This window comes from Streptomyces sp. cmx-4-9, assembly GCF_046548835.1.
Taxonomy (GTDB): domain Bacteria; phylum Actinomycetota; class Actinomycetes; order Streptomycetales; family Streptomycetaceae; genus Streptomyces.
Genome location: NZ_JAEBEE010000008.1, coordinates 426931 through 449222, shown reverse-complemented (window position 1 = coordinate 449222; position 22292 = coordinate 426931). Strand labels below are relative to the sequence as shown.

21 protein-coding genes are annotated in these 22292 nt (G+C 72.5%); 7 read left to right on the top strand and 14 right to left on the bottom strand.

Annotation, left to right across the window (positions count from 1 at the left end):
• Nucleotides 1-49: 49 nt before the first annotated feature.
• From ACLJTM_RS26205 to ACLJTM_RS26195, 3 genes are all read right to left on the bottom strand, one after another.
• Nucleotides 50-559 (bottom strand): GNAT family N-acetyltransferase, encoded by a 510-nt coding sequence (locus tag ACLJTM_RS26205; RefSeq protein ID WP_411106169.1) that lies wholly within the window; start codon nt 557-559, stop codon nt 50-52.
• Between the two features lie 63 nt (nt 560-622).
• Nucleotides 623-2071 carry a peptidoglycan D,D-transpeptidase FtsI family protein gene (locus ACLJTM_RS26200; protein ID WP_411106168.1) on the bottom strand — a complete coding sequence of 483 codons (1449 nt, stop codon included), beginning with the start codon at nt 2069-2071 and terminating at the stop codon, nt 623-625.
• Between the two features lie 379 nt (nt 2072-2450).
• Complete coding sequence (locus ACLJTM_RS26195) at nt 2451-3233, bottom strand: IclR family transcriptional regulator (RefSeq protein ID WP_411106167.1); 783 nt, start codon at nt 3231-3233, stop codon at nt 2451-2453.
• A 137-nt stretch (nt 3234-3370) separates the two neighbouring features.
• On the opposite strand from ACLJTM_RS26195, the gene ACLJTM_RS26190 reads away from it, so the two are divergent.
• The 4 genes from ACLJTM_RS26190 (at nt 3371) to ACLJTM_RS26175 (ending at nt 6847) form a co-directional block, all read left to right on the top strand.
• Nucleotides 3371-4906, top strand: a complete 1536-nt coding sequence (locus ACLJTM_RS26190; protein ID WP_411106166.1) for an aldehyde dehydrogenase (NADP(+)) — start codon at nt 3371-3373, stop codon at nt 4904-4906.
• Nucleotides 4907-5006: 100 nt separating this feature from the next.
• Nucleotides 5007-5228 (top strand): hypothetical protein, encoded by a 222-nt coding sequence (locus tag ACLJTM_RS26185; protein ID WP_411106165.1) that lies wholly within the window; start codon nt 5007-5009, stop codon nt 5226-5228.
• 87 nt (nt 5229-5315) lie between these two features.
• A complete protein-coding gene (locus ACLJTM_RS26180; RefSeq protein ID WP_411106164.1) occupies nt 5316-6569 on the top strand; it encodes a TerD family protein in 1254 nt (417 codons plus the stop codon).
• Between the two features lie 101 nt (nt 6570-6670).
• Nucleotides 6671-6847: a hypothetical protein gene (locus tag ACLJTM_RS26175; RefSeq protein ID WP_411106163.1), complete on the top strand. Its 177-nt coding sequence runs from the start codon at nt 6671-6673 to the stop codon at nt 6845-6847.
• Between the two features lie 24 nt (nt 6848-6871).
• Here ACLJTM_RS26175 and ACLJTM_RS26170 read toward each other — a convergent pair whose 3' ends face one another.
• On the bottom strand, nt 6872-8311 hold the full coding sequence (locus ACLJTM_RS26170; RefSeq protein ID WP_411106162.1) for an alkaline phosphatase PhoX: 1440 nt from the start codon (nt 8309-8311) through the stop codon (nt 6872-6874).
• Nucleotides 8312-8587: 276 nt separating this feature from the next.
• Nucleotides 8588-10084, bottom strand: coding sequence for a hypothetical protein (locus ACLJTM_RS26165; RefSeq protein WP_411106161.1), 1497 nt, complete (start codon nt 10082-10084; stop codon nt 8588-8590).
• 428 nt (nt 10085-10512) lie between these two features.
• Between ACLJTM_RS26165 and ACLJTM_RS26160 the strand changes: the two genes are divergently transcribed.
• Both ACLJTM_RS26160 and ACLJTM_RS26155 read left to right on the top strand, forming a co-directional pair.
• Nucleotides 10513-12354, top strand: coding sequence for an endonuclease/exonuclease/phosphatase family protein (locus ACLJTM_RS26160; RefSeq protein ID WP_411106268.1), 1842 nt, complete (start codon nt 10513-10515; stop codon nt 12352-12354).
• A gap of 239 nt (nt 12355-12593) precedes the next feature.
• Complete coding sequence (locus tag ACLJTM_RS26155) at nt 12594-12848, top strand: hypothetical protein (protein ID WP_411106160.1); 255 nt, start codon at nt 12594-12596, stop codon at nt 12846-12848.
• An 86-nt stretch (nt 12849-12934) separates the two neighbouring features.
• Here the strand turns inward: ACLJTM_RS26155 and dapD are convergent, their stop codons facing one another.
• Nucleotides 12935-13915 carry a 2,3,4,5-tetrahydropyridine-2,6-dicarboxylate N-succinyltransferase gene (dapD, locus tag ACLJTM_RS26150; RefSeq protein ID WP_411106159.1) on the bottom strand — a complete coding sequence of 327 codons (981 nt, stop codon included), beginning with the start codon at nt 13913-13915 and terminating at the stop codon, nt 12935-12937.
• A 9-nt stretch (nt 13916-13924) separates the two neighbouring features.
• Nucleotides 13925-15295: an MFS transporter gene (locus ACLJTM_RS26145; protein WP_411106267.1), complete on the bottom strand. Its 1371-nt coding sequence runs from the start codon at nt 15293-15295 to the stop codon at nt 13925-13927.
• Nucleotides 15296-15399: 104 nt separating this feature from the next.
• Between ACLJTM_RS26145 and ACLJTM_RS26140 the strand changes: the two genes are divergently transcribed.
• Nucleotides 15400-16281, top strand: coding sequence for a winged helix-turn-helix transcriptional regulator (locus tag ACLJTM_RS26140; protein WP_411106158.1), 882 nt, complete (start codon nt 15400-15402; stop codon nt 16279-16281).
• Nucleotides 16282-16354: 73 nt separating this feature from the next.
• Here the strand turns inward: ACLJTM_RS26140 and ACLJTM_RS26135 are convergent, their stop codons facing one another.
• The 7 genes from ACLJTM_RS26135 to sufD all read right to left on the bottom strand — a co-directional run bounded on the left by ACLJTM_RS26135 (nt 16355) and on the right by sufD (nt 22277).
• A complete protein-coding gene (locus ACLJTM_RS26135) occupies nt 16355-17722 on the bottom strand; it encodes a hypothetical protein (RefSeq protein ID WP_411106157.1) in 1368 nt (455 codons plus the stop codon).
• 212 nt (nt 17723-17934) lie between these two features.
• Nucleotides 17935-18279, bottom strand: coding sequence for a metal-sulfur cluster assembly factor (locus ACLJTM_RS26130; RefSeq protein ID WP_411106156.1), 345 nt, complete (start codon nt 18277-18279; stop codon nt 17935-17937).
• Nucleotides 18276-18737 carry a Fe-S cluster assembly sulfur transfer protein SufU gene (gene sufU, locus ACLJTM_RS26125; RefSeq protein WP_411106155.1) on the bottom strand — a complete coding sequence of 154 codons (462 nt, stop codon included), beginning with the start codon at nt 18735-18737 and terminating at the stop codon, nt 18276-18278. Before sufU ends, ACLJTM_RS26130 begins: the two co-directional genes overlap by 4 nt.
• Nucleotides 18738-18756: 19 nt before the next feature.
• Nucleotides 18757-20013, bottom strand: a complete 1257-nt coding sequence (locus ACLJTM_RS26120; RefSeq protein WP_411106154.1) for a cysteine desulfurase — start codon at nt 20011-20013, stop codon at nt 18757-18759.
• The gene (gene sufC / locus ACLJTM_RS26115; RefSeq protein WP_031148089.1) at nt 20010-20774 is read right to left on the bottom strand and encodes a Fe-S cluster assembly ATPase SufC; all 765 of its coding nucleotides are present in this window, start codon (nt 20772-20774) and stop codon (nt 20010-20012) included. The genes ACLJTM_RS26120 and sufC overlap by 4 nt, the downstream gene beginning before the upstream one ends.
• Before the next feature lie 7 nt (nt 20775-20781).
• A complete protein-coding gene (locus ACLJTM_RS26110; RefSeq protein WP_411106153.1) occupies nt 20782-21099 on the bottom strand; it encodes a bifunctional 3-phenylpropionate/cinnamic acid dioxygenase ferredoxin subunit in 318 nt (105 codons plus the stop codon).
• A complete protein-coding gene (sufD, locus tag ACLJTM_RS26105) occupies nt 21099-22277 on the bottom strand; it encodes a Fe-S cluster assembly protein SufD (protein ID WP_411106152.1) in 1179 nt (392 codons plus the stop codon). The genes ACLJTM_RS26110 and sufD overlap by 1 nt, the downstream gene beginning before the upstream one ends.
• Nucleotides 22278-22292: the final 15 nt, after the last annotated feature.

Genomic DNA, 22292 nt, shown 5'->3' with positions numbered 1-22292 from the left:
TGAGACGGTTCCTCATTCAACGACCGGTGCAACCAGCCGGAGCCCCGTCTCATTCCCCGGACGCTTCCCCCTCACCGGACGGCTCCGGCACCGTCAGCCACAGGGTGCGGTGGGAACCGGAGCCGGGGGTGGCCGGGTCGGGGCGCCAGCCGTGGGCGGCGTAGAACGCCTGGGCGCGGAGGTTCTTCTCGTAGACCTCCAGGCGGACCCGCCGGATGCCGGCGCGGCGCCAGGCGTCCAGGCAGGCCGCGTGCAGGGCCGCGCCAATGCCGCGGCGCCAGTGCGCCGGATCGACGTGCAGCTGGGTGAGGGTGGTCTCGCCGCGCTCGGTGCGGAAGGCGGCGACCCCGGCGAGCTGCCCGTCCTGCTCGGCGCACAGCACCCCACCGTCCGCGGCGGACCGTGCGACGGCCCGGGACCAGCCCTCGCGGGTCCGCCCCACTTCGCCCTCTCCCGCGTAGTCCTGCTCGGGGAGGTGCCCCCGGTAATAGGTGGCGCGCGCCCGCGCGTGCAGGGTGGCTATGGCATCGAGGTCTGCGGGCTGCGCGGTTCTGATCATGGGAAGGGGAACGCGCCGGGGGCACCGGCGGTTCCCGGGCCCCCCGAGGCGCCGTCCGCGCGGCTACTTCTTCAGCCAGGCCGCCATCATCTTCTGGGCGATCGGGGCCGCCAGCCTGCCGCCACCGATCTCGGAGCGGTCGGTGTCGGAGTTCTCGATCACGACGGCCACCGCGATCTGTTTGCCGTTCAGCTTCCCGTACGAGGTGAACCAGGCGAGCGGGTCCAGGCTGTTCTTGACGCCGCGCTGGGCGGTGCCGGTCTTGCCGCCCACCTCGGCGCCCGCCACCTGGGCCGGCTTGCCGCCGCCCTCGGAGGCGACCGTACGCATCGCGTCCCGGACCATGGAGGCGGTCTTCTCCTTCATGACCTGCCGGGACGCGGGGTCCTTGAAGCTCTCCAGCACGTCCCCGTTGGCGTCGGTGACCTCGGAGACCATGTGCGGGGCGACGAGTTTGCCGCCGTTCTCGATCGCGGCCGTGACCATCGCCATCTGGAGCGGGGTCGCCTGCACGTCGAACTGGCCGATTCCGGTCTGTGCGACCTGGTCGATCGACATCTTCGCCGAGGGGTACTTGCTGCTCGGGCTGGTGCGCACCGGGGTGTCGATCTCGGTGTTGAAGCCGAGCTTCTCGGCCGTCGCCCGCATCTTGTCCTGGCCGAGCTTCGACGCCAGCTCCGCGAAGACGTTGTTGCAGGACAGCTTAAGGGCGGTCCGCGCGGACACATTGTTGCAGGCCGGGGTGCGGGCCTCGCTGGGCAGCGGGGTCCGGGTGCCGGGGATCGTGTACGGGTCCGCGACGCCGGTCGCCTGGTCGAGGTCGGTGACCAGGCCGTTCTCGATCGCTGCGACCAGGGTGACCAGTTTGAAGGTGGAACCGGGCGCCTGCGGCTTGCGCAGCGCCACGTTCTCCATGGCCTTGCCCTGGTCGGCGGACAGCTCCTCCCAGGCAGCGGTGTCGTTGGCGCCGGCGATCCGGCCGGGGTCGAAGGAGGGGTTGTTGACGACCGCGAGGATCTCCCCCGTCGCCGGGTCCAGGGCCACGGCGGCGCCCTGCTTGCCCTGCAGGGCGTCGTAGGCCGCCTTCTGTACGTCCTTGTCGATGGTGGTCAGCACGTTGCCGGGGGCGGCCCGCTTGTTGGTGAGCATGTCCATCATGGTCTTCAGCCGGCTGTCGGAGCCGTTGAGCACGTTCTTGTAGACGCCCTCCAGCATGCTCGTGCCGAAGGCCTGGGAACTGAAGCCGGTGACCGGCGCGTACAGCGGCCCGTCCACATAGGTCCGCTTGTAGCCGAAGTCCTTTCCGCCCGTCTTCGTCGAGCCCGTGATCGCCTCCCCGCCCACGATGATGTTGCCCAGCGGGTTCTCGTACTGCCCGATGAGGTTCCGCCGGTTGTGCTTGTCGTCTGCGAGGGCCTGGCCTTGGTATGCCTGCACCCAGGTGACGCGGACCAGCAGGGCCAGCACCAGAAGCAGACAGAAGACCGACGCACGCCTGATCGTCTTGTTCATCCCCCGGAAAGACGTCCCGGCGGCCCCGGGCGTTCCGCTCTGCCCCGATTGTGGCGGGCTTCTCAGCTTTTCTTCATGAACCCCGCCTCAGCCGTGGGGTGGTCGGCAGCATCGGCGTGGTCGGTGGCCGGGGGATGGTCGGTGGCCGGGGGATGGTCGGCCCGGGAACTGTTCGCGTGCTCCGTGTGGTCATGGATCAACGGTCCCGTGCCCGCCGCCCCGCCACCTCCCCCGCGCCGGGGAGCCGCCTCCCCCGCGCGGGGGAGGAGCCACGCCCTCCACCGCCGCACCTGCACCGCTCACGCAGTCCGCACAGAGCCCACGCAGCCCACGCAGCCCGCGCAGTCCGCGCGCCCCGGGGGCCGCCCTCCGCGCCGCCTCACATGCGCCGCGTCACCACCGACAACCGGTCCCGCGCCGCGAACAGGGCCGCTTTGATAACCTGTTCGTGCCCCGGTGTCAGCCGTGCCACCGGCACCGAGCAGCTCACCGCGTCCCGCGCGGGCGTCCGGTACGGCACGGCCACGCCGAAGCAGCGCAGCCCGAGGGTGTTCTCCTCCCGGTCGACCGCGTACCCCTGCTCCCGTACCAGCGCCAGCTCCTCGACGAGCTGGTCCCGGTCGGTGACGGTGTGGTGGGTGACGGCCTCCAGACGGCGCGGCAGCAGGCGCCGCACCTCCTCGTCCGTGTGCGTGGCCAGCAGTGCCTTGCCGAGCGCGGTCGAGTGCACGGGCAGCCGCCGCCCGACCCGGGTGAAGGGCCGCAGGTGGTGCCGGGACTGCCGGGTGGCCAGGTACACCACGCTCGTCCCGTCCAGTCTGGCGAGGTGGATGGTCTCGGTCGTGTCGTCGGAGAGCCGGTCCAGGGTGGGCCGGGCCGCGGCGACCACCTCGTCACCGTCGATGTAGGAGCTCCCGACCAGCAGCGCCCGCACCCCGATGCCGTACCGCGTGCCCGTCGTGTCCGTCTCCACCCAGCCCAGGTCCACCAGCGTGCGCAGCAGCATGTACAGGCTGGACTTGGGCAGCGCCAGGTCGTTCTGGATGTCCGCGAGGCTGTGCAGCCCGGGGCGGGCCGCGAAGTGCTCCAGCAGCAGGACCGTGCGCACCGCCGATTTGACCGGCGCCGCCGCGCTGGGGCCCTCCGGCTCGGTCGTCGTCATTCCCTTTGCTCTCCTTCTGCTCGCCCGGCTCGCCCCTTGTCACGCGCAGGACGTCGAAATAGAGTCCCCGGCAGACGTGATCATTCACCCACCGGAACGGCGTTCAGAATACTGAACGATCCAGGAGGCAGCGGGCCATGACGGCGACACCAGTCTGGAGTGTGGACCCCCGCACCGGAAGGCAGCGGGAGCAGGTTGCGGCCCAGGCCACACCCCAGGAGGTGGACGGAGCCGTGCGTGCGGCGGCGGCGGCCCGCGCCGCGCTGGCCGACGCTCCCGGCCGCGCCGCCTTCCTGCGCGCGGCCGCCACCCTGCTCGACGAGGCCGGCTCCGACGTCGTCGCGGCCGCCGACGCCGAGACGGCGCTCGGCCCGGGCCGGCTCACCGGGGAACTGGCCCGTACCACCGGTCAGCTGCGCTCCTTCGCCGACGCCGTGGACGAAGGGGCCTACCTCGACGTCCGCATCGACCGCGCCGACCCCTCCCTCAGCCCGCCCCGCCCCGAACTGCGCCGCTACAAGGTGCCGCTGGGCGTGGTCGCGGTCTATGCCGCCTCCAACTTCCCGCTGGCCTTCTCCGTGCCGGGCGGGGACACCGCGAGCGCCCTCGCCGCGGGCTGCCCTGTGGTGGTCAAGGCGCACCCGGACCACCCGGCGACCTCGGAGCTGTGCGCCTCGCTGCTGCGCCGGGCAGCGGTGTCCTGCGGGCTCCCGGCCGACGTGCTGGCCGTGGTGCACGGGTTCGACGCGGGGCTGGAGCTCATCCGGCACCCGCTGGTGGCCGCTGCCGGATTCACCGGTTCCGTGCGGGGCGGCCGGGCCCTCTTCGATGCGGCCGCCGCCCGGCCGGTGCCCATCCCCTTCCACGGCGAACTGGGCTCGCTCAACCCCGTCGTGGTCACCCCGGCCGCCGCCGCCGAACGGGCTGCGGAGATCGGCGCCGGGCTCGCGGGCGCGGTCACCCTGGGCGTGGGCCAGTTCTGTGTGAAACCCGGACTGGTCCTCGTCCCCGAGGGCGCGGAGGGCGACCTGCTCGCCGAGGCCCTGGCCAAGGCGCTCGGGGAGACCGAGCCGGGGGTGCTGCTCGACCACCGGATGCGGGAGGACTTCGTCGCCGGCGTGCGGGAGCGGGCCGCCCTGCCGGGCGTCCGTGCGCCCGTCACCCCGGGCTCCGGCGGGGAGCACACCGTCCGCGCGGGCTTCCTGACGGTGGCGGCCCGCACCCTCCTGGCGGGCGGCCGGTACGCCCTGCTGCTGGAGGAGTGCTTCGGCCCCGTCACCGTGGTCGTGCGGTACGCGGACCAGGCCGAGGCCGCGGCGGTCCTCGGGCTGCTGCCCGGCAACCTGAGCGCCACCCTCCAGTTGTCGGGCGCCGAGACCGGGGGCGCGCCGGGCCCGGCCGCCGAACTGCTCGCCCGGGTCACCGGACTGGCCGGCCGGATCGTGGTCAACGGCTGGCCGACCGGGGTCGCCGTCGCCCCGGCCCAGCACCACGGCGGCCCGTATCCGGCGGCCACCTCGCACTCCACCTCGGTCGGCGGCACAGCTATCGAGCGGTGGCTGCGGCCGGTGGCCTACCAGTCGGTCCCGGACGCGCTCCTTCCGGAGGAGCTGCGCGAGGCCAACCCGAGGGGGCTGCCGCGCCGGGTGACGGGCGGCCCCACCGGGAGCTGAGCCAGGGCCCGGCCCCGGCCCCCGGGTGCAGGAGCGGGGCGCGGGGCCCGGCCGGGGTAATTCCGTTGCCCGCCGCACCCCGGCCGGGCAGGCTGCCGCCATGCCGAAACCCCACGGATTCTCGTACGACGTACGCGCCGACCGTACCGTCGTCATCACCCACCTCGGCCGCGCCGCGGGCACCCTGCGCGGGGGCCGGGCCGACAAGTTCCTGGCCGAGGTGGAGTCGGGCGACGCCCAGCTGGTGATGGCCCGCTGGACCGGGGCGTACAAGTTCGGCAACGAGCGCACGGCCAGGAACCACCCGCGCAACCGGCGCTGAGACCGCCGCCGGACCCCCGTGCCGCCGTCCGGGAAATCTCCGGCGAGGGTAAGGGAACGGCAAAGCACCTCCGGTCGTTCTCCGGGCATGACCGCTATGACCCCTGGTTCCAATCTGCCGCTCAATGCCGTCCGGGTGACGGTGGACGTGGCTGCTCCGGTGCGGCTCGACGTATCGGGACTCCTCCTCACGGCAGACGGCAAGGTGCGTTCCGATGCCGACTTCATCTTCTACAACCAGCCGTCCGGGCCCGGTGTCAGCCACCGGTCGGGCGGCGGTTCCGCGCCGGACTCGATCACGGTGGACACCGCTGCGGTGCCGCCCGGCATCGAGCGGATCGTGGTCACGGCGAGCCCGGACGCGGCCGGGCAGAGCTTCCAGGGCATCGAGCCCACCGCCACGGTCCGCAATGCGGACGGCGGCGCGGTGATCGCCACGTTCACTCCGCCGCAGCTGGGCAGCGAGACGGCCCTCGTCGTGGTCGAGGTGTACCTGCGCGGCGGCGTGTGGAAGGTGCGCGCGGTCGGCCAGGGGTACGCGAACGGCCTGGCGGGCATCGCCACCGACTTCGGCGTCTCGGTGGACGAGGAGCCGGCCGCGGCTCCGGCCGCTCCCGCGCCGGTGGCCCCGCCGGTCCCCCCGGCCCCGCCCGCCCCGCCGTCCGCCCCGCCGGTCTCCCCCTGGCTCGGCGGTGCCACGGCGTCCGCCCCGGCCGCGCCGGCCCCCGCGGCCCCCGCGCCGGCCGCCGCACCCCTGGGCGCCGGGAAGATCAACCTGGACAAGGGCCGGGTCAGCCTCCAGAAGAACCAGACCGTCTCCCTGGTCAAGGGCGGCCGCCCGCTGCTCTCCCAGGTCAAGATGGGCCTGGGCTGGGAGCCCGCGTTCCGCGGCAAGGACATCGACCTCGACGCCTCCGTCATCGCGTACGGCCCGCAGCGCAACCACCTGGACAGCTGCTACTTCGGCAAGCTGTCCATCCTGAACGGCGCCGTCAAGCACTCCGGCGACAACCTTACCGGGGAGGGCGCCGGGGACGACGAGGTGATCGTCGTGGACCTCGGCCGGCTGCCCGCGGACGCCACCGGCCTGGTCTTCACGGTCAACTCCTTCTCCGGCCAGAAGTTCACCGAAGTGGCCAAGGCGTACTGCCGCCTGATCGACGCGGCGAGCGGCGAGGAGCTGGTGCGCTTCGACCTCACGGGCGCCGAACCGCAGACCGGCGTGATGATGGCCAAGCTCATCAAGCAGTTCACCGGCGAGTGGGAGATGACGGCCATGGGCGACTTTGTGAAGTCCCGCACAGTGCGGGGCATGGTCAAGCCCGCTTCCCAGGCTCTCTGAGCAGGTGGGCGGGCACGTACCGCCACGGCGCCCCGGAGCGGGTGATGGATGCCACCCGTCATCCGCACGTGGCTGTCAGTGCCCGCCCGTAGCCTGGGAGCATGCATCAGACACTCCGGCCCGCGGGACCCGCGCGCCCGTCCGCCGCAGAGGCGAACGAGGCGATCAGGCACCTCGTCGAAACCCGGGTGGACGACGAATGGCCTTCCGACGCGTACGAATTCCTGCTCGCGGAGTGGGCCACCGCCAGCCACTCGGAGACCTCCCCCGCCCAGTGACGCCCCGCGGCGCGACGTGCGCGGTCAGCGCGCGCGCCGCCAGGGACCGGTGACGGCCAGCATGATCCCGGGGTCCTGGATGTTGGCGTACAGCGTCCGCCCGTCCGGAGAGAAGCAGACTCCGGTGAACTCGGAGAACTCCGGTTCCTCGGCCGTGCCGATGTTCAGCTCGTTGCGCGCCAGCGGATAGGTGCGGCCCGATGCGGTCGCACCGAACAGGTGCTGGAGGCCCGAGCCGTCCTCGGCGATGACGAGGCCGCCGTAGGGCGACACCGTGATGTTGTCGGGTCCGTCGTAACCGCCTTCTGCCGCGGGGTCGGCGTTCACTCCGATGAGGACGGTGAGCCGGACCGTGCGCCGCTTGGGGTCGTAGAACCACACCTGGCCGTCGTGCGCGGCGCCCGGGCTCTCCTCACGGGCATAGGAGGAGACGAAGTACGCTCCGCCGTCGGCCCACCACATGCCCTCCAGCTTGCGCCCCCGGGTCACGCCGCCCGCCCCGAACTGCCGGCGCACCGATACGGTCCGGGCGTCGCGGTCCGGCACGTCCACCCAGTCGACCCCGTAGACGGTGCCGGTCCTGGTCGCGCGCGACAGGTCGTCGACGAGCCGGCCGGAGCTGTCGAAGCACTTCGCGGCCTGGAGCACGCCGGCGTCCGCCGCGAGGGTGCGCAGCCGGCCGCGCCCGTGGTGGAAGCCGCGCGGCGGAGTCCAGCGGTACAGCAGCCCGTTCGGGCCGGAGGCGTCCTCGGTCAGGTACGCGTGGCCCTGGCGGGGGTCGATGACCACGGCCTCGTGGTCGTAGCGCCCGAAGGCCTTGACCGGCTGCGGGTCGCGGTTGGCGCGGCGGTCGTGCGGGTCGACCTCGAACACGTAGCCGTGGTCCTTGGTCATGCCGTTCTTGCCCGCGAGGTCCGAGTTCTCCTCGCAGGTCAGCCAGGTGCCCCAGGGGGTGGAGCCGCCCGCGCAGTTGGTGGACGTACCGGCGATGCCCACCCATTCGGCGACCTCGCCGCCGTGCCGGACCTCGACGACCGTGCAACCGCCCGCGGCCGCCGGGTCGTAGACGAGGCCCTCGGTGAGCGGGACGGGGCGGGCCCAGTTCTCCCGTCGACCCTTCAGCTCGTGGTTGTTGACGAGGAGGGTGACCCCGCGCGGGCCCGCGAAGGCGGCCGTGCCGTCGTGGTGGGACGGGGTGCTCTCGCCGGACTCCAGCGTGGTCACCCCGCTGTGGGTGAGGACGCGGTAGCGGAACCCGGCGGGCAGCGCAAGCAGTCCGGCCGGGTCGGGCAGCAGCGGGCCGTAGCCCGGGTCGCGGGGCCGGCCGTGCCCGTCGCGCCGCACGTCCTCCTCGGCCGCCAGCGCTCCGGGGGCGGTGGCGAGGGCGCCGACCGTCCCGGTGAGTGCGACGCCCGCGCCGGCCAGGACGGTTCGGGCGGTGAAGTCTCTTCGGCTGAGCGGCATCGGGTCTCCAGGGGTGGGGAGGTGGTGCGCCTGTCGTGCGGTCGTCGGCGCACACGCTCCCGCCCGCACGTGAACGGCGGCTGAACTACCCACGAAGGAAAGGCCTCTTGCACGCGAGGGACGGAATGGCCAAGTCCGCCCCAGGAACGGCGCGTTGTCGACGGCCGCCCCGGACCGGGCGCCGGTGTCCGCGCACCGCCGCCCGACCACCGCCGCCCGGCCACTGGCCACCGGCCACCGGCCACCGGCCATCGATCACCGGCCACCGACCACCGGTCAGGAAGGGCTTCCCGGCCACGGCCGGCGCGAACGCGCCTTGAACGCGGCCTTGCGCGCCTCCTTCGCCGCCTTCTTGTCCGGGTGCAGCCGGCCCATGGCCTCCAGCACGTACGCCGTCGCCGGGTGCTCCACCCGCCAGACCTGCTCGAAGAAGCCCGAGTGGTGGGCCGTGAGCGTCTCCATCAGGAGCGGCAGCTCCTGCGTCTCCCCGTCCGCAGCCAGCTGCGCCGCGATGGTGTCGACGGTCAGCCAGAACACCATCGCCGGATCCGGCGCCGGGACCTCGGCCGCCCCGCGCTCGGCCAGCCAGACCCGGGCCAGGCCGCCCAGTTCGGCGTCGTCCAGTACACCGCGGACCGACGGCTCGGCCTCCGGCCCGGCCGTGGCGAGGGCCTGCTGGCAGCGCAGCCGGCGCAGCGGGGCGCCCTCGTCGTCGCCGCGCGCCGCGGCCAGCAGTTCGGCGACGGCGGCGGCCGGCTCGCGGCCCGCCATCCACTGCTCGATCTCGGCCTGGGCGGCGCTCTCGGGGTACACCGCGACCGCGTCGAGCAGGGCGTCGGCCCCCTTGTCGGCGAGTTCACCGACGGCCGGCGCCTCGACACCGGCCTCCAGCATCCGGGCGCGGACCCCGTACAGACCGAGGGGGGTCAGCCGGACCATGCCGTACCGGGAGACGTCCTCCTCATCGGTCGGCGAGGCCGCACCCGCGGCGGGCGGCTCCTCGGCCTCCGCCATCAGCTCCTCGTCGACGGGCCGGAACTCCACCAGCCCGATCGGCTCCAGCTGCCGGAACTGGTCGTCCAGGCGCATCATCGCGTCCGAGACCTGCTCCAGCACGGCGTCGGTGGGCTCGCCCATGCCCTCGGGCACGACCATCGACGCGGCCAGCACGGGCAGCGGAACGGGAGCGTCCGCCGCTCCGCCCTCGGCGACGGTGAGCAGGTAGAGGTTGGCGAGCACCCCGTCGAGGAAGTCGGCCTCCCGGCGCGGGTTCCAGTCCAGCTGGTCGAAGTCGATCTCGCCGCCCTCGTCCAGGGCGTCGACGAGGTCCTCCAGGTCGGGTACGGCGGCGTCGGCGAGCACGGTGTCCACCGCGGCCAGCCACAGGTCGAGCACGTCCGCCGGCGTCCCGCCCGCCACCACGGCCAGGTCCTCGCCGGGGGCGGCGGTGCCGAACTGCGGCTCCCCGGCCTCCCCCGCGTCCTCCTCGGGTTCGGTGACGTCGACGAGGCCGCTGTCGACGGCCACCCGCCAGGCCTGGGCGGCGTATGCCGTGGAGTCCGGGTCGGCGGCGTCGAGGCCGAGCACGGAAGCCGCCTCGGGGAGCTGGTCGGCGACGAGTTCACCGCCGGTGTCGACGCGGGTGGCGGGTCCCGCCCAGCGGGCCAGCCGCACGGCGCGGGCGAACAGCGGGGCGACGAGGGCGTCGCGGGCCAGTTCCGCATCGGAGTGCAGCCGGACCGGCGGCAGCGAGGGGTGCGGCTCTGCGGACATGGGGTGGTTCTCCTCGCGGACGCGGTGGGGCGTTGAGGCCTGGGACGGGGGCCGGGGCGTTGTGGTGACGGCCTTTCGGCGCCCCAGCGTAGACGCATTTCGGGCGCTCCCGCCGGGGCATCCCCCTTGGTTCATCCCACAGTCAGCCGCCGTCTTCCCTGGAGACCTTGACAACTTTGCCGGTCACACAGGAAATTGACGCGCGTAGACATGTGGCACGGCGTCCGGGGGACGCCGATCGCACCGATCGCGGTGCCATATGCCCCATGTGTACGACGTGCTCCGCCCGCAGGACCTGCACCACCTGCACCCCGTACCGCATCCGCACGACGGTGCAGGACCCGCACGACCCGCGAGACCCGCACCGCGCGTATGACCCGCACCACACCGCTCCCCCATCCCTCACCCTCACACCGGAGTTCCTGACCATGCGCTCCTCGCATCCCCGTTCCGCCGCCGTCGCGGCCCTCGTCGCCACCGCCCTGGCCACCGGCCTGCTCGTGGGCTCCGCCGACGCGGCCGAGGGCTCCGCCTCCGCCGATCCGGTCCGCATCCACGACATCCAGGGCACCACCCGGATATCCCCGCTGAACGGCCGGCAGGTCGCCGACGTCGAGGGCATCGTGACGGGCGTGCGGACCTACGGCTCGCGCGGCTTCTGGATCCAGGACCCGGACGCCGACGACGACGCGGCCACCAGCGAGGGCGTGTTCGTCTTCACCAACGCCGTCCCGACCGTCGCCGTGGGCGACGCCGTCAAGGTCTCCGGCACGGTCGGCGAGTACGTCCCCGGCGGCGCCGCCTCCGGCAACCAGTCGGTGACCCAGATCTCCAAGCCCGTCGTCACCGCGGTCTCCTCGGGCAACCCCCTGCCCGAGGCCGCCGCGATCAACGAGTACACCGTGCCCGCCGCGTACGCCCCGGCCGGCGACCCGGCCGCCGGCGGCAGCATCAACGGCCTGGCCCTGGAGCCCTCGCGGCACGCCCTGGACTTCTACGAGTCCCTTGAGGGCATGAACGTCAGGATCGGAACCTCGCGCGTCGTCGGCGCCACCGACCCGTACGCCGAGCTGTGGGTCACGGTCAAGGGCTGGGAGAACACCGCCAAGCGCGGCGGCACGGTCTACGGCTCCTACGAGTCCCAGAACACCGGCCGCCTCCAGATCCAGCAGCTCGCCCCCCTCGCGCAGCAGCCCTTCCCGGTGGCCAACGTCGGCGACAAGCTGACCGGCACCACCGAAGGCCCGCTGGACTTCAACCAGTTCGGCGGCTACACCCTGGTGGCCCGCACCCTCGGTACGGTCAAAGCGGGTACCCTCGCCCCCGAGAAGACCAAGGCGCAGGCGGCGAACGAGCTCGCGGTGGCCACGTACAACGTGGAGAACCTCGACCCGACCGACCCGCAGGAGAAGTTCGACGCGCTGGCGAAGGCCGTCGTCGAGAACCTCGCCTCCCCCGACGTCCTCGCCCTGGAGGAGATCCAGGACGACAACGGCGCGAAGAACGACGGCACCGTCTCCGCCGGGCAGACCCTCGCCAAGTTCACCGCGGCGATCGCGGCGGCGGGCGGCCCCTCCTACCAGTGGCGCACCGTCGACCCGGAGGACAAGAAGGACGGCGGTGAGCCCGGCGGCAACATCCGCCAGGTCTTCCTCTTCAACCCGGCGCGGGTCTCCTTCACCGAGCGCGCCCCGGGCGACGCGGTGACGGCGACCGGTGTGGTGCAGGAGAACGGCAAGGCCGCCCTGACCCACTCCCCCGGCCGGGTGGACCCCGCCAACCCGGCGTGGGCGGACAGCCGCAAGCCGCTGGCCGGCGAGTTCGTCTTCCGCGGCAAGACGGTCTTCGTGATCGCCAACCACTTCGGCTCCAAGGGCGGGGACGAGGGCCTGGTCTCGCACCACCAGCCGCCGGTCCGCTCCTCGGAGGCCAAGCGGCTGCTCCAGGCGCAGGCCGTGAACGGCTTCGTGAAGGACATCCTGGCCGTCCAGAAGAACGCGAACGTCCTGGTCCTCGGCGACATCAACGACTTCGAGTTCTCCGCGACGACGGACGCGCTGGCGGACGGCGAGGCCCTGTACCCGGCGGTCAAGTCGCTGCCGAAGTCCGAGCGCTACTCGTACGTGTACCAGGGCAACGCCCAGGTGCTGGACCAGATCCTGACCAGCCCCGCCATCAAGCAGTTCAGCTACGACAGCGTCCACATCAACGCGGAGTTCGCGAACCAGAACAGCGACCACGACCCGCAGGTGCTGCGCTTCCGCCCGTAGCCCCCTGAACCGCAAAGGGCCCGGCCGCCGTCCCGGCCGGGCCCTCTGCCATGCTCCCGGCCACGATCCTGCGCCCCGCCGGCCGACGGGGCCCGGGACGTGGATCCGGCGAGGTGGGGACTTCCGGCCCTGGCGTGAGGATCCCCACACAACCTCACCGGACCGGCCCGTTGTGGTGTTGAGTGTCCCCACGCCCGATCCCGTCCGGCTCGTACCGCCCGCACTCCCCGGAGGACCGCGTGTTCCCCTCCATCTCGCTCGCCCAGGAAATCGGCCTCGCCGTCCTGCTCGTCGCCACGCTCGTCTGGGTCGTCGGACTGGGCCACATGCTGTGGGACAGCCGCTTCCACCACCCGCAGCCCGGCGCCTTCGAGGGCCTCTGGGTGATCCCGGCCCAGCGCGGCTCCGCGGCCCACCCGATGGAGTCGGTGGAGCTCAGCGAGGCCGAGCAGCAGGCCTTCGCCGACGTCGTCCGCTCCCTGCCTCTGCGCTGAAGCGCGCGCGTCGCGCGGACCCGCACGCGCAGGCGCCCTCCGGCCCCTGGCGGGGCGGGAGGGCGCGGTGCGGCCGGACCCGGGGGTCAGTTGTGGCTGTGCAGGACCTCGTTCAGGCCGCCCCAGACCGCGTTGTTCGGGCGGGCCTCGACGGCCCCGGTCACCGAGTTGCGGCGGAAGAGGATGTTGTCGGCGCCCGAGAGCTCCAGGGCCTTGACGATCTGGCCGTCCGGCAGGGTGACGCGGGTGCCCGCGGTCACGTACAGGCCGGCCTCGACGATGCACTCGTCGCCCAGGGCGATGCCCACGCCGGCCTCCGCGCCGACCAGGCAGCGCTCCCCGATCGAGATGATCTGCTTGCCGCCGCCCGACAGGGTGCCCATGGTGGAGGCGCCGCCGCCGATGTCGGAGCCGTCGCCGACGACGACGCCCGCGGAGATGCGGCCCTCGACCATCGAGGTGCCGAGCGTGCCCGCGTTGAAGTTGACGAAGCCCTCGTGCATGACGGTGGTGCCCTCGGCGAGGTGCGCGCCGAGGCGGACGCGGTCGGCGTCGGCGATGCGCACCCCCTGGGGGGCGACGTAGTCCGTCATCCGCGGGAACTTGTCGACCGAGGTGACCTGGAGGTGCAGGCCCTCGGCGCGCGCGTTGAGGCGGACGGTCTCCAGCTGGTCGACCGCGACCGGGCCGAGCGAGGTCCAGGCCACGTTGGTCAGCAGGCCGAAGACCCCGTCGAGGTTCTGGCCGTGCGGCTTGACCAGCCGGTGGCTGAGCAGGTGCAGGCGCAGGTACGCGTCGTGCGCGTCCAGCGGCTTGTCCTCCAGCGAGGAGATCACCGTGCGGACGGCCACGACCTCGACGCCGCGCACCGCGTCCGAGCCGATCGCCTTCGGCGCGGTGGCGCCCAGCAGTTCGACGGCCTGGTCGGCGGTGAGCCGCTCGGTGCCGGCCGGGCCGGGCTCGGCGACCAGCCGGGGGGCGGGGAACCAGGTGTCGAGGACGGTGCCGTCGGCGGTGAGGGTGGCAAGGCCGGCGGCGACGGCGCCGGTGGTACGCGTAGCAGTCATGCCTGAAACCTAACCGGCGACGGCCTGACCTTGCCAACCGGTCTCATGTGCCGGTCGCACCGCGTGTCGCTCCCCCGGAGCCGCCGCGTCCGCCTCCGCGCCCCCCGCCGGTCCGGCCGCTGCCGCGTCCGCCTCCACACCCACCGCCGGTCCGGCCGCTCCCGCGTCCGCCGCCGCGCCCACCGCCGGTCCGGCCCCGCCCCCCGGGAGCCGGGAGGCCCACAGGACCGCCGCCCCGGCTCCGGCGGCCAGCAGCGCGCACAGCGGCCAGAGCAGCCCGGGCGCCGCGGAGTACAGCGCTCCGCCCAGCGGCGGGCCGAGGACGACACCGCTGACCGAGACCCCGGCGTACAGGCTCTGGAAGCGGCCGGCGGCGTGCTCGGGCGCCTGGTCGGCGACGTAGGCGGTGGCGGTGGTCTTGTACAGGATCTCGCCCAGGCTCAGCAGCACCATCATCAGCACGGCCCCCGCGATCCCCGCCCCGAGCAGCAGCGCCGCGTACCCGGCCCCGACCAGCACCAGCCCGGTGCCGATCACGGGCAGCGCGGGCCGGGCGCGCAGCGCGACCGCGGCGGGCAGTTCCAGCAGGAGGATGATCCCGCCGTTGAGGGCGATGACCAGGCCGAACGCCCGCGCGTCCAGGCCCTGGTCGGCGAGGTAGACCGGGAACACCCCGTACTGCTGGCGGTAGACGAGGTCGGCGGCCAGGATCGCGCCGAGGAGCACCAGTACGGCGGGCCGGGCCCGCAGGGCGCTGCGGATGCCGGGGGCGCCGCGGCCCCGACCCCCGTCCGGGGCCGCGGCGGGTCTGCGGGGGGCGCCCCGCGCCGGGACCACCCGGGCGGTCCACAGGGCGAAGAACAGGGTGCCGAGGCCGTCGGCGACGAAGAGCCAGTCGTACGAGAGCCCGGTCGCGACCAGCGCCCCGACGGGCGGGCCGAGGGTGAAGCCGCCGTTGGAGACGCAGCGCACGACGGCGAAGGCCGGGCGCCGGGCACCCTCCGGGACGGTGACGGCGACGAGCGAGGCGTTCGCGGCCCGCACCACGCCGGAGGCGTACTGGGCCAGGGGCAGGGCCGCGTACAGCAGCGGTGTCGCCAGCAGCGGCAGGGCCGTCAGGGCGAGCCCGCCGAGCGCGGAGGCGGCGAGGAGGACCCGGCGGTGGCCGAAGCGGTCGCCGTACCAGCCGCCGGTGAAGTTCCCGGCGACCAGGCCGACGCCGCCGATACCGGTGACCAGGCCCGCCTCGGCGGTGCCGAGGCCGCGCGGCCCGGTCAGGTACAGGAAGACGAAGACGAAGGTGAAGCTGACGAGGGCGTTGACGAAGACCCCCGCAGCCAGCAGCCAGACCGTTCTCGGTACGTCCTTGAAGCCCTGCAGCACATCCGTCTCCCCCGTGCGACCCCGGCCGGTTTCCTGTCAGTTCCTTTTGGGAACGGACTATGTCAGCATGACAGCCTGGGGTCAACGGACAAAGGAGTGCCATGGCCCAGCGCACGCCCCTCGGCGACGCGGACTGCTCCATCGCCCAGGCCCTCGACGTCGTCGGCGACTGGTGGACGATGCTGCTCGTCCGCGACGCCGCGCGCGGCCTGCGCCGCTTCGAGGAGTTCCAGCGCGAGCTGGGGCTGTCCCGGAAGGTGCTGTCCGAACGGCTGAAGCTGCTGGTCGAGGCAGGGGTGCTGACGCGCGAGCCGTACCAGGAGCGCCCGGTGCGGCACGAGTACCGGCTGACCCCGCGCGGGCGGGGGCTGCTGCCGGTCCTGGTGGCCCTCCAGGACTGGGGCGACACCTGGATCCTGGGAGACGGCGGAATGACGGCGACGACGGACGAGGCCTCGCGGGAGGCGCAGCGGGTCCACGCACTGCGCGGTACGCGGCTGCCCGAACTGCTGCTGCCGGACCGGTCCGGCGCACTGCGCGATCCGGTGGCGGACTCCCCCTTCACCGTCCTGTACTGCTTCCCGGCCGCGTACGCGGACGCCGGCGCCTACCCCCCGGGCTGGGCCGGCATTCCGGGCGCCAGGGGCTGCACCTTCGAGTCGTGCACCTACCGCGACCAGCTCGCGCTGTTCACGGCGGCGGGGGCGACGGTGCACGGGGTCTCGACGCAGCGGCCCGACGAGCAGCGGGAGTTCGCCCGGAAGGAGGGCCTGCGCTTCCCCCTGCTCTCGGACGCCGGCCTCGCCCTGACGACGGCGCTGCGGCTGCCGACCTTCCGCGCGGCCGGGGTGAGCCGGCTCAAGCGCCTGACCCTGGTGGTCGACCGCGAGCGGACGGTGCGCGAGGTGCTCTACCCCATCCAGGACATCGAGGCGAGCGTCACGGCGGCCCTGGCGGCGGTCCGCGCCGCACCCGCCCCCTGAGGAGCGGCCCGGCCCGGCACTCAGCCCCCTTGTGGACCGGGGTGCGCCGCGCACCCCGGGAGGGCCTTGCCGGTCAGAGGGTGAACCAGGCCGAGCGGGCCTTCTTCCACTCCGCGTGCGTCAGGTCCTTGGCCTCGGCGCCGTCCCCGTACAGGTCGGCGGAGCCGCTGTCGGTGATCAGCTGTACCCGGGCGCCGGGCGCCGTGAGGTCGGGCACGTCCACGAGGGCCTCCCAGCCGCCGGGGTCCGTGGTGGGCAGGTCGGCCCGCTTCACCGGGGCGTGGCCCGGGACGCCGTCCCACTGGAAGAGCGCGTACGGGTCGGAGTTGTCGTCGGCGGCCCAGGAGCCGGCCAGGACCAGGTACTGGCCGGCTGCGTTCTTGCGCAGGTCGCGCACGGCGAGCCCGCCGAGGTCGAGTTCGATGCCCGCCCCGAAGACCGCCCGGGCCCCGGTGGAGAGCACCTTGTCGAAGTTGGTGACCGGCACGACCAGCGCCTTGCCGCCGCGCACGGCCGGGGCCAGGGGGGCGCGGAAGCCCAGGTAGGCGGTGGTGGTGGAGCCCGGAGCGAACTCCAGGCCCTCCACGTTGAACCCGTCGATCTGCTTGGGCGCCTCCCCCTGCGCGGTGCCCGCGGCGAAGCCGTACGTGTTCCCGTTCGCCGTGTCCCAGGCCACCAGGTCCTCGCGGAGCTTCTTGTACGAGCGGCCGTACGCCAGCTGCGCAGCGGCTCCCGAACCACTGACGGTGGTGGTGAACACCGTGTTGCGGGGCGCCTTGTACTCGCCGTCCTTGTTGTTGCCGAGCGAGCCGGTCCAGTAGACGGTGTCGCCGATCCGGGTCGCCGCCTCGATGTCCACCTCCTTGCCGACACCGAGCTGCGAGCTGAAGTCCCAGGTCTTCACCGGCCCGCCTGAGCGGGAGCGGTCGTACAGGCGCAGCACATTGGACTCGTCGTCGGCGACGACGGCGTACCCGCCGCCCACATCGACGGCGGCGGAGGCATCGGCGGACCCGGTGAGGTAGCGGGCGTCGGCCGGGTTCTGCACGGCGGCCGACGCCGCGTAGGAGAGGGTCTTGGTGGCGGTCTTGCCGCCGAGTCCGGTCACCTTGACGGTGAGGTCGGTGTGACCGCGCCCGCGGGCGGCGACGGCCAGCCGGCGCACCGCTCCGGCGCCGGTCACCGTGACGTCCCCGGTCCCGGCGACCGAGGTCCTGCTGGACGCGGAGGCGCTGACGGCCAGCGAAGACGCGTCGGCTCCGCTCTGCCCCACGGTCACGTTCACGGTGGGGTCCCCGACCCCGCCGACGGCTCCGGACAGGTACGCCGCCGACAGCGCGATGGTGGGCGTCCCGTACGACACGGCCTGTGCGGGCCCGGCCAGCCCGGCGGCCAGCAGTGCGGCGACCCCTACGGCCCCCGAGGCGAAGCGAACGGTCACGGCTGTTCCTCTCGTGTATCCGCCACGGCGTGACGGCCGACGAGCAGCCTGGAGCCCGCACCCCAACGTCCGGTGCACGGACCGGGTACACGGGGCGAACAGCGCGGAAGGCCCCCGGCAGGAGTGCCGGGGGCCTTCTCACACCGGTCGCGGACGCGGGTCACGAGCCGGGTCGCCGACCCGGTCGCGGACGCAGCGCGCGGGCGCAGGTCTCAGACGTTGAAGCCGAGGGCGCGCAGCTGCTCGCGGCCGTCGTCCGTGATCTTGTCCGGGCCCCACGGCGGCATCCACACCCAGTTGATGCGGAGCTCGTTGACGATGCCGTCGGTCGCCGACTTCGCCTGGTCCTCGATGACGTCGGTCAGCGGGCAGGCCGCCGAGGTCAGCGTCATGTCCAGGGTGGCGATGTTCGCGTCGTCGACGTGGATCCCGTAGATCAGGCCCAGGTTCACGACGTCGATGCCCAGCTCGGGGTCGACCACGTCGTAGAGGGCCTCGCGGACCTCTCCCTCGGTGGCCGGCTTGATCGACGCCTCGGGCGTCGCGTTCTCGGTCATGCCGTCTTCCTCTCCGCGTCGCCCAGAGCCTGGGCCGTCGCGTCCTTCCAGGCCATCCAGCTCAGCAGAGCACACTTCACGCGCGCGGGATACTTGGAGACACCGGCGAACGCGATGGCGTCCTCCAGCACCTCCTCCATCGCCTCGTCGGGTTCGACCTTGCCCTTGGACTGCATCAGCTCCAGGAACACGGCCTGGATCTTCTGCGCCTCGGCGAGCTCCTTGCCCACGAGCAGCTCGTTCAGCACGGACGCGCTGGCCTGGCTGATCGAGCAGCCCTGGCCCTCGTACGAGACGTCGGTGAGCGTCTCCCCGTCGTACTTCACGCGCAGCGTGATCTCGTCACCGCACGTCGGGTTGACGTGGTGCACCTCGGCATCGCCGTCGCGCAGGCCGCGCCCGTGCGGGTGCTTGTAGTGGTCCAGGATCAATTCCTGGTACATCGAATCCAGTTTCACTGCTTCGTCGCCCTCGCCGTCAGCCGAAGAAGTTCCGTACGTGCTCCAGCCCGTCGACGAGTGCGTCGACCTCGGCCGGAGAGGAGTACAGATAGAAAGACGCTCGCGTGGTCGCCGGAATTCCGTACCGCAGGCAGACCGGGCGTGCGCAGTGGTGGCCCACGCGGACGGCGATGCCCTGCTCGTCCAGGACCTGGCCCACGTCGTGCGGGTGGATGTCGCCCAGGACGAAGGAGATCGCGGCTCCGCGGTCCTCGGCCGTGGTGGGGCCGATGATCCGCAGGTCGGGCACCTCGGAGAGGCGCTTGACCGCGTACTCCGTGATCGCGTGCTCGTGCGCGGCGATCTTGTCCATGCCGATCGCGCTCAGGTAGTCCACGGCCGCGCCGAGGCCGACGGCCTGGGCAATCGGGGGGGTTCCCGCCTCGAACTTGTACGGCGCCGGGGCGTACGTCGAGGAGTGCATCGACACGGTCTCGATCATCTCGCCGCCGCCGAGGAACGGGGGCAGGTCCTCCAGCAGCTCCTGGCGGCCCCACAGCACGCCGATGCCGGTCGGGCCGCACATCTTGTGACCGGTGAAGGCCACGAAGTCGGCGCCGAGCGCCTGGACGTCCAGCGGCATGTGCGGAGCGGCCTGCGAGGCGTCGATCAGCACCAGCGCGCCGACGTCCTGGGCGCGCCGGACGATCGCCTCGACCGGGTTGACCGTGCCCAGGATGTTGGAGACCAGCGTGAAGGAGACGATCTTCGTCTTCTCCGTGATGACCTCTTCAATGGTGGACAGGTCGAGCCGGCCGTCGTCGGTGAGGCCGAACCACTTCAGCTTCGCGCCGGTGCGCTGCGAGAGCAGCTGCCACGGGACGATGTTGGAGTGGTGCTCCATCTCCGTGATGGCGATCTCGGTGTCGCGGTCGACGCGGTAGGGCTCGTCGGCCCAGCCGAGCATGTTCGCGACCAGGTTGAGCGACTCCGAGGCGTTCTTGGTGAAGATCACCTCGTCGCGGCTCGGCGCGTTGATGAACGCGGCGACCTTGTCGCGCGCGCCTTCGTACAGCGCCGTGGCCTCCTCGGCGAGCACGTGCACACCGCGGTGCACGTTGGCGTTGTGCCGCTCGTAGTAATCGTTCAGCGCATCGAGCACCTGGCGCGGCTTCTGGGAGGTCGCCGCGTTGTCCAGATAAACGATCTTCTTCCCGTCGTGGACCACGCGATCCAGCAGGGGGAAGTCCTTGCGGATCGCCTCGATGTCGAGGAGGCCGGGCAGCTGTGTCACGCGGTCGCGCCACCCTTCACGTACTTGTCGTAACCCTCGGCCTCCAGCTGGTCGGCCAGCTCGGCGCCGCCGGACTCGGCGATGCGGCCGTTCGCGAACACGTGCACGAAGTCGGGCTTGATGTAGCGCAGGATGCGCGTGTAGTGGGTGATCAGCAGGGTGCCGACCTCGCCGCCCTCGCGCACCCGGTTGACGCCCTCGGAGACGACGCGCAGGGCGTCGACGTCCAGGCCGGAGTCCGTCTCGTCGAGGATCGCGATCTTCGGCTTGAGGAGCTCCAGCTGGAGGATCTCGTGGCGCTTCTTCTCACCGCCGGAGAAGCCCTCGTTGACGTTGCGCTCGGCGAAGGCCGGGTCCATCTGCAGCTGCTCCATCGCCGCCTTGACCTCCTTCACCCAGGTGCGCAGCTTCGGCGCCTCGCCGCGGATGGCGGTGGCGGAGGTGCGCAGGAAGTTGGAGACCGAGACGCCGGGGACCTCGACCGGGTACTGCATGGCGAGGAAGACGCCGGCACGGGCGCGCTCGTCGACGGACATCTCGAGGACGTCCTCGCCGTCGAGGGTCACGGTGCCACCGGTGATGGTGTACTTCGGGTGACCGGCCAGGGAGTAGGCCAGGGTGGACTTGCCGGAGCCGTTCGGACCCATGATGGCGTGCGTCTCACCCTGCTTGACGGTGAGGTCGACGCCCTTGAGGATCTCGCGGGCGCCGTTCTCGGCCTCGACGGAGACGTGCAGGTCGTGGATTTCAAGCGTTGCCATGGATACCTCAGGACTCCTGGGTGAGGGAGACGAGCACGTCGTCCCCTTCGATCTTTACGGGGTATACGGGAACGGGGCGCGTCGCGGGCAGGCCCGAGGGCTTGCCGGTGCGCAGGTCGAAGGCCGACCCGTGCAGCCAGCACTCGATCATGCAGTCCTCGACCTCGCCCTCCGAGAGGGAGACGTTCGCGTGCGAGCAGATGTCCTTGATCGCGAACACCTCCCCGCCGGTGGAGACGATGGACACCGGCGTGCCGTCGACGTCCACCCGCTTGGGGGTGTCCGCCTCCAGCTCGCTCAGCGCACAGACCTTGACGTACGTCATCAGACGGAGCCCTGGAGCTCGGTCTCGATCTTGGTGAGCAGGCGCTCCTCGATGTCGTCGACACCGATCTGCTGGACGAGCTCGGCGAAGAAGCCGCGCACGACCAGCCGGCGGGCCTCATCGGCCGGGATGCCGCGGGCCTGGAGGTAGAAGAGCTGCTCGTCGTCGAAGCGGCCGGTCGCGGAGGCGTGGCCGGCGCCGACGATCTCGCCGGTCTCGATCTCCAGGTTCGGCACCGAGTCGACCCGCGCACCGTCCGTGAGGACGAGGTTGCGGTTCATCTCGTAGGTGTCGGTGCCCTCGGCGGTCTTCTGGATGAGCACGTCGCCGATCCAGACGGCGTGGGCGTCCTGGCCCTGGAGCGCGCCCTTGTAGACGACGTGCGAGGTGCAGTGCGGGGCCATGTGGTCGACGAGGAGGCGGTGCTCCTGGTGCTGGCCCTGGTCCGTGAAGTACAGGCCGAGGAGCTCGGCCGCGCCGCCGGGGCCCGCGTAGCTGACGCGCGGGTGCAGCCGGACGAGGTCGCCGCCGAAGGTGATGACCACGGACTTGAAGGTGGCGTCGCGGCCGACCAGGGCATTGTGCTGCGAGGTGTGGACCGCGGTGTCGTCCCAGTCCTGCACGGACACGAAGGTCACCTTGGCACCGTCGCCGACGAGGATGTCGACGTTGGCGGCGCGCACGCCGTCACCGGTGTGGTCGATCACGATGATCGCCTTGGCGAAGGGCTTGATGTCGAAGACGGTGTGGCCGAAGGTCGTGCCGCCCTCTCCGTGCAGGGCCACGCGGATCGGTTCGGCGAGCACGGTCTCCTTGGCCACGGTGACGACCGTGGCCTTGGCGAACGCGGAGAAGGCCTGGGCGGCGACCCGGTCGACGGGGGTGCCGGCCTTGCCGATCCGCTCGTCGCCGCGCTCCACGGACTCGACGGTGACCCCTTCGGGGGCGTCGATCTGTGCCTTCATCGTGCCGTCGGCGACCGCGGTGCCGTCGTGCAGGCCCCTGAGTCGGGCGAGCGGCGTGAAGCGCCACTCCTCCTCACGGCCGTTCGGCACGGGGAAGTCGGCCACGTCGAAGGACGGGGGCGCGCTCATCCGGGTGGCGACGGTGGACTCTGCGGCCACCGCGATCGAGCCGGCGGTGGTGGAGCCCGCCGGAATGTTCTGAGCCTCAGCCATGGCTGTCGTGTTGCT

What these genes read in the sequence shown, in the direction of transcription:
- ACLJTM_RS26175 (WP_411106163.1), top strand. Translation starts at nt 6,671, where the DNA reads ATGCATCAGACACTCCGGCCCGCGGGACCCGCGCGCCCGTCCGCCGCA.
- sufD (WP_411106152.1), bottom strand. Translation starts at nt 22,277, where the DNA reads ATGGCTGAGGCTCAGAACATTCCGGCGGGCTCCACCACCGCCGGCTCG.
- ACLJTM_RS26190 (WP_411106166.1), top strand. Translation starts at nt 3,371, where the DNA reads ATGACGGCGACACCAGTCTGGAGTGTGGACCCCCGCACCGGAAGGCAG.
- ACLJTM_RS26110 (WP_411106153.1), bottom strand. Translation starts at nt 21,099, where the DNA reads ATGACGTACGTCAAGGTCTGTGCGCTGAGCGAGCTGGAGGCGGACACC.
- ACLJTM_RS26165 (WP_411106161.1), bottom strand. Translation starts at nt 10,084, where the DNA reads ATGTCCGCAGAGCCGCACCCCTCGCTGCCGCCGGTCCGGCTGCACTCC.
- ACLJTM_RS26160 (WP_411106268.1), top strand. Translation starts at nt 10,513, where the DNA reads ATGCGCTCCTCGCATCCCCGTTCCGCCGCCGTCGCGGCCCTCGTCGCC.
- ACLJTM_RS26180 (WP_411106164.1), top strand. Translation starts at nt 5,316, where the DNA reads ATGACCGCTATGACCCCTGGTTCCAATCTGCCGCTCAATGCCGTCCGG.
- ACLJTM_RS26130 (WP_411106156.1), bottom strand. Translation starts at nt 18,279, where the DNA reads ATGACCGAGAACGCGACGCCCGAGGCGTCGATCAAGCCGGCCACCGAG.
- ACLJTM_RS26170 (WP_411106162.1), bottom strand. Translation starts at nt 8,311, where the DNA reads ATGCCGCTCAGCCGAAGAGACTTCACCGCCCGAACCGTCCTGGCCGGC.
- ACLJTM_RS26200 (WP_411106168.1), bottom strand. Translation starts at nt 2,071, where the DNA reads ATGAACAAGACGATCAGGCGTGCGTCGGTCTTCTGTCTGCTTCTGGTG.
- sufC (WP_031148089.1), bottom strand. Translation starts at nt 20,774, where the DNA reads ATGGCAACGCTTGAAATCCACGACCTGCACGTCTCCGTCGAGGCCGAG.
- ACLJTM_RS26195 (WP_411106167.1), bottom strand. Translation starts at nt 3,233, where the DNA reads ATGACGACGACCGAGCCGGAGGGCCCCAGCGCGGCGGCGCCGGTCAAA.
- dapD (WP_411106159.1), bottom strand. Translation starts at nt 13,915, where the DNA reads ATGACTGCTACGCGTACCACCGGCGCCGTCGCCGCCGGCCTTGCCACC.
- ACLJTM_RS26140 (WP_411106158.1), top strand. Translation starts at nt 15,400, where the DNA reads ATGGCCCAGCGCACGCCCCTCGGCGACGCGGACTGCTCCATCGCCCAG.
- ACLJTM_RS26185 (WP_411106165.1), top strand. Translation starts at nt 5,007, where the DNA reads ATGCCGAAACCCCACGGATTCTCGTACGACGTACGCGCCGACCGTACC.
- ACLJTM_RS26205 (WP_411106169.1), bottom strand. Translation starts at nt 559, where the DNA reads ATGATCAGAACCGCGCAGCCCGCAGACCTCGATGCCATAGCCACCCTG.